General features: G+C 57.0%; 13 protein-coding genes and 1 other annotated feature. Of the genes, 3 read left to right on the top strand and 10 right to left on the bottom strand.

What is annotated here, in order from left to right; all coding sequences use genetic code 11:
• Nucleotides 1-29: 29 nt before the first annotated feature.
• From Q3H59_RS15155 to Q3H59_RS15170, 4 genes are all read right to left on the bottom strand, one after another.
• Nucleotides 30-1331, bottom strand: coding sequence for an inosine/guanosine kinase (locus tag Q3H59_RS15155; RefSeq protein WP_101762392.1), 1302 nt, complete (start codon nucleotides 1329-1331; stop codon nucleotides 30-32).
• A gap of 58 nt (nucleotides 1332-1389) precedes the next feature.
• Nucleotides 1390-2349, bottom strand: coding sequence for a ferrochelatase (hemH, locus tag Q3H59_RS15160; RefSeq protein WP_192414060.1), 960 nt, complete (start codon nucleotides 2347-2349; stop codon nucleotides 1390-1392).
• A gap of 121 nt (nucleotides 2350-2470) precedes the next feature.
• Nucleotides 2471-3115: an adenylate kinase gene (gene adk, locus Q3H59_RS15165; RefSeq protein ID WP_008103865.1), complete on the bottom strand. Its 645-nt coding sequence runs from the start codon at nucleotides 3113-3115 to the stop codon at nucleotides 2471-2473.
• A 151-nt stretch (nucleotides 3116-3266) separates the two neighbouring features.
• Nucleotides 3267-4097, bottom strand: a complete 831-nt coding sequence (locus tag Q3H59_RS15170; protein WP_309835655.1) for a DUF6024 family protein — start codon at nucleotides 4095-4097, stop codon at nucleotides 3267-3269.
• Nucleotides 4098-4285: 188 nt separating this feature from the next.
• On the opposite strand from Q3H59_RS15170, the gene Q3H59_RS15175 reads away from it, so the two are divergent.
• Complete coding sequence (locus tag Q3H59_RS15175; protein ID WP_309835657.1) at nucleotides 4286-5155, top strand: LysR substrate-binding domain-containing protein; 870 nt, start codon at nucleotides 4286-4288, stop codon at nucleotides 5153-5155.
• Nucleotides 5156-5209: 54 nt separating this feature from the next.
• Here Q3H59_RS15175 and htpG read toward each other — a convergent pair whose 3' ends face one another.
• The 6 genes from htpG to Q3H59_RS15205 form a co-directional block, all read right to left on the bottom strand.
• Complete coding sequence (htpG, locus tag Q3H59_RS15180; RefSeq protein ID WP_101762396.1) at nucleotides 5210-7084, bottom strand: molecular chaperone HtpG; 1875 nt, start codon at nucleotides 7082-7084, stop codon at nucleotides 5210-5212.
• 99 nt (nucleotides 7085-7183) lie between these two features.
• Nucleotides 7184-7789 carry a recombination mediator RecR gene (recR, locus tag Q3H59_RS15185; RefSeq protein WP_008103873.1) on the bottom strand — a complete coding sequence of 202 codons (606 nt, stop codon included), beginning with the start codon at nucleotides 7787-7789 and terminating at the stop codon, nucleotides 7184-7186.
• Complete coding sequence (locus tag Q3H59_RS15190) at nucleotides 7789-8118, bottom strand: YbaB/EbfC family nucleoid-associated protein (protein ID WP_008103874.1); 330 nt, start codon at nucleotides 8116-8118, stop codon at nucleotides 7789-7791. The genes recR and Q3H59_RS15190 overlap by 1 nt, the downstream gene beginning before the upstream one ends.
• A gap of 50 nt (nucleotides 8119-8168) precedes the next feature.
• Nucleotides 8169-10148 (bottom strand): DNA polymerase III subunit gamma/tau, encoded by a 1980-nt coding sequence (dnaX, locus tag Q3H59_RS15195; RefSeq protein WP_309835662.1) that lies wholly within the window; start codon nucleotides 10146-10148, stop codon nucleotides 8169-8171.
• Nucleotides 8766-8827 (bottom strand) — a sequence feature (DnaX frameshifting element). Its footprint overlaps the gene before it by 62 nt.
• Before the next feature lie 151 nt (nucleotides 10149-10299).
• Nucleotides 10300-10851: an adenine phosphoribosyltransferase gene (gene apt / locus Q3H59_RS15200; protein ID WP_101762398.1), complete on the bottom strand. Its 552-nt coding sequence runs from the start codon at nucleotides 10849-10851 to the stop codon at nucleotides 10300-10302.
• Nucleotides 10852-11000: 149 nt separating this feature from the next.
• Entirely contained in the window at nucleotides 11001-11384 is a 384-nt protein-coding gene (locus Q3H59_RS15205) for a DUF454 family protein (RefSeq protein WP_101762399.1), read from the bottom strand.
• A gap of 58 nt (nucleotides 11385-11442) precedes the next feature.
• Between Q3H59_RS15205 and Q3H59_RS15210 the strand changes: the two genes are divergently transcribed.
• Both Q3H59_RS15210 and Q3H59_RS15215 read left to right on the top strand, forming a co-directional pair.
• The gene (locus Q3H59_RS15210; protein ID WP_309835665.1) at nucleotides 11443-11955 is read left to right on the top strand and encodes a primosomal replication protein; all 513 of its coding nucleotides are present in this window, start codon (nucleotides 11443-11445) and stop codon (nucleotides 11953-11955) included.
• 52 nt (nucleotides 11956-12007) lie between these two features.
• A complete protein-coding gene (locus Q3H59_RS15215; RefSeq protein WP_137385287.1) occupies nucleotides 12008-12253 on the top strand; it encodes a GlsB/YeaQ/YmgE family stress response membrane protein in 246 nt (81 codons plus the stop codon).
• The last annotated feature ends 4 nt before the right edge of the window (nucleotides 12254-12257 follow it).

Below are 12257 nucleotides of genomic sequence, written 5' to 3' on the forward strand. Positions count from 1 at the left end.
AAGGTCGCCATGAACGGCGACCTTGCGTTTTATCTGTCCCAATACGACTCTTCTAAGCTGTCTTCCCGCTCCGGCAGGCCGCGCGTCAGGCGCGGTGAATGCTGGTTCAGCACCTGATAACTTACCCGGTTCGCGTATTTACACACCTGTGCCAGCGACGAATAGGTCAGGTAGGCGCGGCCGTGTTTGCTGGAGTTAGGCACTTTTTGGCGGTGGAAGTTGTTGGCGGTGATGTCGTGCAGCAGCGCCGCCAGCGCACCATCGCCCGCGCCGTTGGTGTTCATGATCTTCTCTGGGCCGCCCATATATGGCGCGATATGCGAGAAGATGCGCAGCGGCTGATCGCAATCCTTGTGGCGCATCGCGCGGCTGAATTCATATTGGTTGAACTCAGCCAGCGCGCCCGGCAGCAGCGGATGGTTGGTTTTGCGCTTGTACTCTTCTTCAGTGAAACCGGCCATGTACAAACCGGTTGGCCCGGCGGTACACAGCACCAAATCCACCCAATCCAGCGCCATATTCGACGCCAGCAGCGGATCCTGCTCGCCGGTCAGCGCAAAGGCCTCTTCTTCGTTCATCGCCACAATTGAGACGTGATCGCGCAGGAAATCGCGCCAGAACTGCGGATTATCCTGAATCACGTATTTGGTGCCGAGCGTCAATACCACCGGCACGTTGTGTTTTTTGGCGTAGTCGATGGCGCGTAAAGTGGCTTCCGGCATCGGTTCGCCCGGCTGGCAGCGCACCAGATAGGAAGTCAGCACCAGCGCCGACGCGCCCGCAATGACCTCTTCTGGAATGCTGTTGGCCTGCAGCTGGTTCATCAAGCCGGGACTGATGGCAAAGGTACGCTCGCCCTGCTCGCCAATCAGCGTAAAGCAGCGGCCAATCGCGCCATCAACGCCCTGCAGGAAGTTCAGATCCATGCGGCTGGAGGTGTTGCACAGGTAGCGATAGGCGTAGCCGCCGATCTGGATGTTATTGCACATCACGCCGAGCAGCACCGAGCGGTCATCTGCCAGCACCGAATAGTTATGCAGGGTATTTCCGATGGTGCCACCGGCAAATTGATGGCTGATGAGCGCTTCGCGCATCAGTTCGTTGTAGAGCGCCTCGGCGGTAGCATCGTCGATCACCAGCGAGTGACCGGCGCTTAAACCGTAACGCTGCAGAAAGTCGTCGTCGACTTTGGCTTCAATATCCACCAGCGTCTGGTCGATACCCACCACCCAACTGCCCTCTTCCTGCTCTTGCTGCGTGGCTTGCAGCAGCGGATCGCGCGCGTTGACGGGGAAATAGTGTTTGGATTTGCGTTTGCCGGGAAATTTCATCGAGAGTGCCGTCAGGGAAAATCAGGCAGAGAATGATATCACACTCTCTGCCACACCCTTAACGACGCGCGTTGACCAGCTGCACCATCATTTCAATGTGCTCCGCATCGGCGTTGAGCGCAGGAATGTACTCGAACTTTTCGCCGCCGGCATGCAGGAAGATCTCGCAGTTCTCACCGCTGATCTCCTCCAGCGTTTCAAGGCAATCCGCCGCAAAGCCCGGACTCATCACCTGCACATGCTTGATGCCTTTGGCCGGCAAACCTTTCATGGTTTCATCGGTGTACGGCGTCAGCCACGGCTCGCGACCAAAGCGCGACTGGAAGGTCATCATGATTTTGTGTGGCGCAATGCCCAACGCCGCGGCCAGCGCATCGGTGGTGTCTTTGCAACGCAGCGGATAATCATCGCCTTCATTGGCGAAACGCTGCGGAATGCCGTGATAGGACAGCACCAGCAGATCCGGTTCGCCATGCAGCGCAAACGAGCGCTCAACCGAGGCTTTCAGCGCGGCGATGTAAGCCGGATGCTCCGCGTAATCACGGATAAACGCCACTTCTGGCAGCGAGCGCAGTGGTTTAAAGCTGGTGGCTAAGCCATCCCATACTGCGGCAACCGTCGAGCAGGAGAACTGCGGATAGAGCGGCAGCACGATGAGTTTGGTCACGCCCTGATCCAGCAAGCGCTTCAGCGCGCTGTCGAGGCTTGGCTGGCCGTAGCTCATACCGAGTTCAACCGGCATATCAAGGCGCTGCGCCAATGCTTCACGCTGACGCTTGCTGAACACCATCAGCGGTGATCCTTCATCCATCCATACGGAAGCATACAGTTTCGATACGCGTGGCGAACGGAAAGGCACGATGATGAAATTGAGAATCGGCCACCACAGTAAGCGCGGTGTATCAACCACTCGTGGATCGCCGAGGAATTGTTTCAGATAGCGTTTAACCGCAGGTGTTGTGGGTGCGTCTGGTGTGCCTAAGTTAACCAGCAAAACCCCGGGCTTTTCTTGCCTCATGGTATTTCCTTGATGTCGAAACGAATGGGTCGAATGCAAAATCAGGGGGAAATTGTAGCGGAAATTGAAGGAGGGGAAAGCAATTGCTGCAAAAGGGCCGGACAACCGGCCCCTCAACGCATTAACCGAGAATCGTGGCCAATTGCGTGCTCACTTCGGCGACAGGACGCGTGCCGTCGATTTTGTGATATTCGGTGTTGCCGTCTTGCGCTTCTTTGCCGTAGTAGGCAATCAGCGGCGCAGTCAGTTGATGGTATTCCACCAGACGCTTACGCACGGTCTCTTCCTGGTCATCTTTACGCGTGGTCAGCTCTTCGCCGGTCAGGTCATCTTTACCTTCCACTTTCGGTGGATTGTAAGTGACGTGATAAACGCGGCCCGATGGCGTATGTACGCGGCGGCCAACAATACGATCCACAATCAGCTCGTCCGGTACAGCGAACTCCAGCACGTAGTCAACCTTGATGCCCGCTTCTTTCATCGCGTCAGCCTGCGGGATAGTGCGTGGGAAGCCATCGAGCAGGAAACCGTTTTTGCAGTCTTCCTGCGCGATACGCTCTTTAACCAGCGCAATCACCAGCTCGTCAGTCACCAGTTTACCGGCATCCATGATCGCTTTTGCCTGTTGGCCCAGTTCCGTACCTGCTTTGACTGCCGCACGTAACATGTCACCGGTGGAGATTTGCGGAATACCGTATTTCTCCATGATGAATTGAGCCTGAGTGCCTTTACCTGCGCCCGGAGCTCCGAGCAGAATAATACGCATTGCGTAATTCCCCTTGCGAATCGCATTGTTCAATCTGAGAAGGCGAAGAACATACCATTATGGCCCGCGCACCACAAGGAAACGGGCGCGCTCGCCACGAAAGGTCTACTTTGACCTGCTTTGTCAGCAAATACCAGCAGAGTGCCCGTTTTTAGGAATCGCGGCTAAGCATGAGCACGTCTTTGAGGCGTTTTTTAAGTGCTGGTGTGACGTTCAGCTGTTTGTTGACCCCGCCGCGCACGTCGGCGCGCAAGCGTAATTGCGCCTGTTCGGGCAGCACCTGAACATCCTGCGGCAATTCACTGGCATTAAGGCCGTTCGGCAGCGGAAAAAGTGCAAAGGGTAAACCCGGTTGCTGAATGGAGTGCAGGATGAATGGCGAGTCGAGCGCGATTTTTTCCACCATCGCAATATTGTACGGACGCCATTCGCTGTCCTTCATCATTGCCAGCGCCTGTTCTGGCGCGCCACCGAGCGCTAATCCTTGCTCAAACAGCCGCAGCTCGCTGCGCACCAATGTGCTGAAATCGGCGGTGCGCAATGCGATTAACACCAGATCGCCGCATAACGCCGCATGGCGATCAAGGCGGGCGACAAACAGTCGCGCATCGCTCACCAGCCGTTTATGCAGCTGCGTGGCAAACGACTCCGATGCATCGGCAACGCCGTGGCTTTGACATTCGCTTAACGCTCGCACGCGACCTTGCTGCATATCAACATGATCCACCAGCGCAATATTGCCCGCCGTCATCGGCAAAGTGGGCAGCACGCTCAGTTCACTAACCGGATAGTGCGAGGCATAGCGCGTGTGATTACGTGATTGCTCCTGACGGAGAAACAGCTGGGAAAGCAGCACTCGCGAGATATGCAAAGAGGGTGCGAAGAAGAGATCGAAATTTTCAAGCCGGTAATAACGGGAAAGCGAGCCGCGAAGCTTATCGCGCGCCGCCGCCGCCCTGGCAGAAGCAAGTTGTGGAGCCATCGCGTGGTATGTCTCTGGTTATTATGCTGTGTGTGGGAGGTGAAACCTGCGGTGATAGTCGGCGTAGAACACAGAGAGCCGTAGCCGTCAACCTGCCAGAATCTGGTGGAAAGGTTAGGCCAATGCGGCTGGACATTAAAATGATATAAACTGACAATCCCTGTTAGGTTTTTACACAGGGGACGAGTATGACCGTGCTTCCATCGTTACGTGCACTGCACTATTTCCACCAGGCGGCACTGTTCAGCAGTTTTAGCGTAGCGGCCGAACGTCTGCATGTCACCCATAGCGCCATTAGCCATCAGGTTCGACAGCTGGAGAGCTGGATGGGGAAGCCGCTGTTTGTGCGTACCAATGGACGCGTCAAATTAACCTCACACGGTGAACGTTTGCTGGTGAGTTGTCAGAAAGCCTTTAGCGAGCTCTCCACCACCTGCGAAAGCATTCGTACCGGCATGCGCCATCATATCAGCGTCTCCTGCGCGCCCAGCTTTCTCTCGCAATGGCTGATTCCGCGCATCGCCAGCTTCTATCAGCGCTATCCCGATATTGAAGTGCAGTTTCAGCCGCTGGTGGAGATTGACCAGTTGCGCAGCGAGCACACCGATGTGCTGATTCTCAGCGCCGAGCAGTCGCCGGATGACGATATTGATGCCACCTTGATCAGCGATGATTACATCGGTCCGCTGTGCGCCCCGCAGTTTGCCGCCCGCTTTCAAAGCGAGCTGGATCTCGCCTCGTTGCCGCTGCTGCACGCCGATACGCGGCTGCATGCGTGGGCCGAATGGGCGAAAACCAGCGGGGTACGCGGCAATTACTGGATCGGCAAGCATTTCGATAATTTGACGTTAGCCATTCAGGCGGCGAGAAACGGATTGGGCGTGATTATGGCACCACGCTTGCTGGTGCGTCAGGAGTTGAGTGACGGCACCTTGATCGCACCGCTGGGCTTTGTGCGCGTCGATCGCGCCACGTTGATGATGACCAAGACTTCGCGTCAGCACGATGCGGAGATTACATTATTTCGCGATTGGTTGCGGGATCAGGCGCAGATTTAACAGCAGATATAAAAAAAGGTCGCCATGAATGGCGACCTTTCGGGTTTGGTGCGATTACGCCGTCAGCAACTGGTTCATACGACGGATGAACTGGTTTGGATCGTCAAGCGTACCGCGCTCGGCGAGCAGCGCCTGATCCAGCAGCAGCTCAACCCACTCGGCAAAGCGCGTCTCGTCCTGGGTATCAGCCACGCGTTTCACCAGCGTATGATCCGGATTGATCTCGAAAATGTACTTCACGTCCGGCACGTCCTGACCGGCCGCGGCAAACAGCTTCGCCATCTGCGTGGTCATTTCGTTAGCATCGGTGGTGACGATCGCTGGCGTGTCAGTGAGACGATGCGTCAGACGCACCTCTTTCACACGCTCGCCCAGCAGCGTTTTCACACGCTCAACAAACGGCTCCAGCGCCTTCTCCGCTTCTTTCTGCTCTTCGGTCTCTTCATCGGCCAGTTTGCTCAGCGAATCATCCGCTTTGCTGACTGACTGGAAGGTTTTGCCGTCGAACTCGGTGAGGTAGCTCATCATCCATTCGTCGATACGATCGGAGAGCAGCAGCACCTCGATGCCTTTCTTGCGGAACAGTTCCAGATGCGGGCTGCTCTTCGCAGCGGCATAGCTGTCGGCGGTGATGTAGTAAATCTTGTCCTGACCTTCCACCATGCGCGTCACGTAATCGTCGAGCGAAACGGTCTGCTCTGCGCTTTCGCTCTGGCTGGTGGCGAAACGCAGCAGTTTGGCAATCTGTTGCTGGTTAGCGTTGTCTTCGGCTGGACCTTCTTTCAGTACCAGACCGAACTCTTTCCAGAACTGCTGATATTTTTCCGCGTCGTCTTTCGCCAGCTTCTCTAACATCTGCAGGCTACGCTTGGTCAGCGCGCCACGCAGGCTCTGGGTCACACGGCTGTCCTGCAGGATTTCACGCGATACGTTCAGCGGCAGATCGTTGGAATCTATCAAACCACGCACGAAGCGCAGGTAGTTCGGCATGAACTGCTCGGCATCGTCCATGATGAACACGCGCTGTACGTAGAGTTTCAGGCCGTGCTTGCTGTCGCGGTTCCACATGTCGAACGGCGCACGCGCCGGGATATACAGCAGGCTGGTGTATTCCTGCTTACCTTCCACGCGGTTATGGCTCCAGATCGCCGGATCGCTGAAATCGTGGGCGATGTGTTTGTAGAACTCGTTGTACTCGTCGTCGCTGATCTCAGACTTGTTGCGCGTCCACAGCGCCTGGGCTTTGTTGATCTTTTCCCAGGTGGTGGTGTCGCTCTCTTCGTCTTTGCTTTCAATCTCAACCGGCAGCGCGATGTGATCGGAGTATTTGCTGATCACGTTACGCACGCGCCACGCATCGAGGAAATCATCTTCGCCTTCACGGAAGTGCAGCGTGATTTCGGTACCGCGATCGGCTTTCTCAATCTCTGCCAGCGTATATTCGCCTTCGCCAGCAGATTCCCAGAACACCGCTTCATCGGCTTTCGCGCCGGCGGCGCGGGTGCGCACGGTGACTTTATCCGCCACAATGAACGCAGAGTAGAAGCCCACGCCGAACTGGCCGATCAGCTGGCTGTCTTTCGCCTGGTCGGAGCCCATGGATTCGAGGAAGGATTTGGTGCCGGATTTAGCGATGGTGCCGAGGTTCTCAATCACCTCATCACGGCGCATACCGATGCCGTTATCGCTGAGCGTCAGCGTGCGATTTTCCGGATTGACCGAGATACGTACGCGCAGGTCGCCGTCGCCTTCATACAGATCGGGCGTCGACAGCGCGCGGAAGCGCAGTTTGTCGGCGGCATCTGAAGCGTTGGAAATCAGCTCGCGCAGGAAAATCTCTTTATTTGAATAGAGTGAATGGATCATCAGGTGCAGAAGTTGTTTTACCTCTGACTGGAAGCCACGCGTCTCTTGTCCTTTCATGGTCATTGCTACCTCAACTGAATCGGGGTTGATGATACGTTGAGAGAGAAATGGGGATGAAGGAGAGGATTTCAAGCCGATGTCTGTGAAGACATCGGCAAGTGATTAGAAATTAATCTTGTGGCGTCCGGCGAGCGAGTGCGACAGCGTGGTGCCATCGACCATTTCCAGCTCACCACCGACCGGCACACCGTGTGCAATGCGGCTGGCATCAACGCCATATTGTCCGCACAGCTCGGCGATGTAGTTGGCCGTGGCTTCCCCTTCCACCGTGGGATTGGTGGCGAGGATCACTTCGGTTAAGGTTTCGCGCTCGAGACGCTGCTCCAGCCGATCCAGGCCGATATCCTGTGGACCAATGCCATCCAGCGGTGACAAGTGCCCCATCAGCACAAAGTAGCGGCCGCCAAACTGGCCGGTCTGCTCAATGGCGTGGATATCTGCCGGGCTCTCCACCACACAAATCTGGCCGTTTTGCTGACGACGCGGATTGGCGCAGATGGTGCAGATTTCCTGTTCGGTGAAGGTACGGCAATCGGCGCAGTGACCGATTTCCGACATGGCGCGGGTCAATGCCTGCGCCAGACGCATGCCACCGCTACGATCGCGCTGCAACAGCTGAAAAGCCATACGCTGCGCCGACTTCGGGCCAACGCCCGGCAGGCAGCGCAACGACTCCATCAAAGATTCAAGCAGTGGACTGGTTTGCATCAGAACGGCATCTTGAAGCCAGGCGGCAGCTGCATACCTGAAGAGACCGCAGCCATCTTCTCTTTCTGCGTTTCGTCAATACGGCGTGCCGCATCGTTGAAGGCCGCGGCGATCAGATCTTCCAGCATGTCTTTGTCATCTTCCAGCAAGCTAGGATCGACTTCGACACGACGGCAGTTGTGCGCACCGTTGATGGTTACTTTAACCAAGCCAGCGCCTGATTCACCGGTCACTTCGATCGCGGCGATCTCTTCCTGCACTTTGGCCATTTTGTCTTGCATCTGCTGGGCCTGTTTCATCAGGTTGCCCAATCCGCCTTTACCAAACATAGTTTTCTCTCTCTGCTGGGGCTGCGCGCAGTTGACGCGCGGCAGCATGTTCACACCGGTCGAATACTCTCTTCATCCAAATCGGCATCGAAGAATCGACGCAATGTCTGAATATGGGTATCGCTTTCGATCGACTGTCGCGCCTGCGACAGCTTCTCTTCATAAATGGCCTGGCGCCACTCCAGTGGCGTCAATACCGTAGGATTATCGTCTTCAATAATCGTCAATTCAACCGGCTGACCGGCAGACTGACTCAGCGCTTCCGCCAGCGCCTGCCTGGCAGAAGCTGAATTCAGATGGCGCTGACTGCTGCGCAGATGCAGCGTAACGCCGGCTTCGCCCACCTCTTTCCACGCATTGAGCGCCACTTGCTGCACCAGTTTCGGTAGCGTCAGCGCGGCGATTTCAGCAGCCCACGCATCGCGCTGCTGGGCTTCTTCCGCCAGACGCAGCGCCAGCTCAGGGGTTTTCTCATGCTCCAGTGCCGAACGCAAGGCTTTTGGCGTCGCCACCGGCTCCGCTTTAACCTCCACCGGCAGCTGCGTTTTCCAGCGATAGGCTTCCGGTTTGGCCGGGGCTTTTACCGTGGGTTCAGACGCACGTTGTTGCACACGTTCAGTGACGCTAGCGAGACGTTCCAGCGCCGGATTCGCCGGCCGCGCGGAACGCGCTGCCGGCTCACTCTTTTTTGCTTTGCCGGCTCCCTGACGCAGCAACTGCGTTCGCGCCTGTAACAACTGGCTGGTGGAGTCAGGTAACGGATCGGGCGCGGGCTGCATGTCTGGATAATCATCCGACACCGGCGGCGCGTCAGGGTTTGGCGGTGCCATCTGCGGCTGCGCAGCCGGTGCGGGCGCGGTTTTCGCGGCGGCTTGTGGCGCAGCAACCTGCGGCGCAGCTTGTGGCGTCAAGGTGGGACGCGCCACCGGCTCCGCAATCGTTGCCTGCGGATGGAACGCCAGCGCCCGCAGCAGCGTCATCTCTACGCCTAAGCGCCGATCCGGTGCCAGCGGCAGATCTTTACGTCCCATCAACAACGTTTGGTAATAGAGCTGCACGTCAGCCGGTGGCAGCACGCGCGCTAACTCGCGCAGGCGATCGGCCTGGCTGAGATCGTCCTCGCTGAGCGAGCCTGGCAGCAGCTGCACCATCGCAATGCGGTGCAGTAAACGCAGCATCTCGACCAGCAGCGCTTCCCACTCAACCCCACGCGACGCGGCCTGATTCAGCAGCGCCATCACCTGTTCGCCCTGGCCATCCACCAGCGCTTCAATCAGCGCCAGCGGCTGTTCATCGTCGAGCGTGCCGAGCATTTGTGCCACGGTGTCACGCGTTACGCTGCCCTGCCCCATGGCAATCGCCTGGTCGGTCAGGCTCAGCGCATCGCGCATGCTGCCGTCAGCGGCGCGCGCCAGCAGATGCAGCGCACGCGGTTCGGCAGCAATCTGCTCCTGCTGCAACACATGCGCCAGCTGCTGCTGGATTTGCTCAACGTCGAGCGCTTTGAGATGGAATTGCAGGCAGCGGGACAAAATCGTCACAGGCAGCTTCTGCGGATCGGTGGTCGCCAGCAGGAATTTAACGTGCGATGGCGGCTCTTCCAGCGTTTTCAGCAGCGCGTTGAAGCTGTGACGCGACAGCATGTGCACTTCATCGATCAGATAGACCTTGAAGCGACCGCGCGCCGGCGCGTACTGCACGTTATCGAGCAGATCGCGCGTATCTTCAACTTTGGTGCGTGATGCGGCATCGATCTCAATCAGATCGACAAAACGGCCCTGCTCGATTTCGCGGCAGTTATCGCATTGCCCGCACGGCGTTGACGTGATGCCGGTTTCACAGTTAAGCCCCTTCGCCAGCAGACGGGCGATCGAGGTTTTCCCGACGCCGCGTGTGCCAGAAAAGAGATAAGCATGATGGATTCGTCCCAGTGACAACCCGTTGGCCAGCGCAGTCAGCACATGTTCCTGACCGACTACGTCAGCGAAGGCCTGGGGACGCCATTTTCGCGCAAGTACCTGATAGCTCATGTGGATTCAATCACTGGAATTTAGGGAGAAGGGAGAAAATGCAGCTTCGCAAACCCTGTTTATTTTGGCAGTAGTTTAACAGCCACCAGCGGATCAGCAACCACTAACTTTGCAGAGGTGGCGCCCCGCCGTGCAGCGGAGCGCGCAGGCCTTAGTGGCCGGGGAAATTCACCAGGCTGAAGCACTCGACGCCCATGGCAGTCAGGCGGGCTTCACCGGTCAGGTCAAACAGATTAATCACGAATGCGGCGTCTTTCACTTCTCCACCGGCGCGGCGGATCAGCTTCACCGTTGCTTCCAGCGTGCCGCCAGTCGCCAGCAGATCGTCCACCACCAGCACCACATCGCCTGGTTTAATGGCATCTTTGTGCAGTTCCAGCGCATCGGTGCCGTACTCCAGCTCGTAGCTTTCGCTGAAGGTGTCACGCGGCAGTTTGCCCGGCTTACGCACCGGCACAAAACCCACGCCCAAACCCAGCGCCACCGGTGCGCCAAACAGGAAGCCACGCGCTTCCGTTCCCACCACCTTGGTGATGCCTTTGTTACGATAACGCTCCACCAGAATGGCGATCGACGCGGCATACGCCTGCGGATCTTCCATCAGACTGGTCACGTCACGGAACAGAATGCCCGGCTTCGGATAGTCAGGAATGCTTTTAATGCTGTTTTTGATGAGTTCAAGCTGCTGCGCAGTTGCGGTCATAAATGTTACGCCTAGAGAAAATATCTAATACGCGCAGCTTCTCTAGCGCCAAACCCCGGAAACCGGGTTAAGCGAAGTCGTTTATAAGGGAAGCCACGCACGAAGATGCCCAAATCTATGCAAATACCCGGCTAAATGCAACCCTCACGCTACTGTTGTGGCGGGTTGGCATCCTCGGTTACAACCGGAATGCGCCACATAAAAAGCAGCAGCAGGCACAGCATCGCGCCTAACAGGATGCGCACCCACAGCAGGTTTACTAAATAAAGGGACACCGAAAAGGTAATCACAATCAGCAACATGGCGCGCCCTTTGGCGCCGGGCGGCATGGCACGATGCTGCTGCCAGTGGCGAATAAAGCGACCAAACGGCGACTTCCATAGCAACCAATGATGGAAACGCGGCGACGAGCGGGCAAAACACCAGGCCGCCAGCAACACAAATGGCGTCGTCGGTAATAAAGGTAATACAATGCCCAGCGTACCTAGCACAATCGCCAGCCAGCCAAGGCTCAGTAGTAAAATGCGCTGCATGCCTGATGCCTGAATAAGTCAAAAACAGCGTTACGTTAACACAGTCGGAAACAGAGTGATGCCCCAACCGCCCGCCCAGCAACGTCTCCATGCCATGTTAGAGTTACTGCGCCAGCAGATTGCGCAGCAGCCGGATGGTGCCTGTCGTCAGCCCCGTTTTGATTCTCACCTGTTTCGCACCAGCGGCACGCGTCTGGCGGATTATCTGCGCGAGCTGAAAGGCAATGTGACGCAGTTAACCGCTGCTGACACTGATGTGGCGCGCCGTCAATGGCTGGCAGAGAAAGTGCTGGATCAAATTGCCGCATTACAGCGCGAATGCCAGAGCCAGCAGTTGCGCGTCAAGCGCGAGCGGCCACGTGTCGATGCACGCCAGGCCAAGCGTGAAGAGTATCAAGGCTACGAAAAACGCTTACTGGCGATGATTGCTCAGCGCGAGCAGCATCTGGCGCGCGCTGAAACGCTGAGCGTTCAGCAGCAGTTAATTCGTGAAGTCGATCAGCTGCAAGAACGTTTGGCACGCTGCCGCGCAGCTATCTACAAACTGGAGTTGCCGCCTATGCCGCGCTGAACGCGGCGCTTTTTCCTCTATACTCATTGCGGTGAGAAAAAGGAGTAAAATCATGACGCTGGTATTATGGATTGTGATCGGTTTAGCGGCAGGCTGGCTCAAACGGGTGATTTTTCCCGGTCGTCCGGGAGGATTTGTGCCGACGTTGGTACTGGCGGTGATTGGCGCGCTGATTGGCGGCTATATCGCCACCTACTTCACCACCGGCGATCTGGCCGTCCTGCATCCAGCCGGTTTCGCCAGCGCACTGCTGGGCGCACTGTTAATGCTGCTGGTCGCGGCGAAATTACGTATTTAGGAGA

This window comes from Pantoea sp. SORGH_AS_0659, from assembly GCF_031453915.1.
Taxonomy (GTDB): Bacteria; Pseudomonadota; Gammaproteobacteria; order Enterobacterales; family Enterobacteriaceae; genus Pantoea; species Pantoea leporis.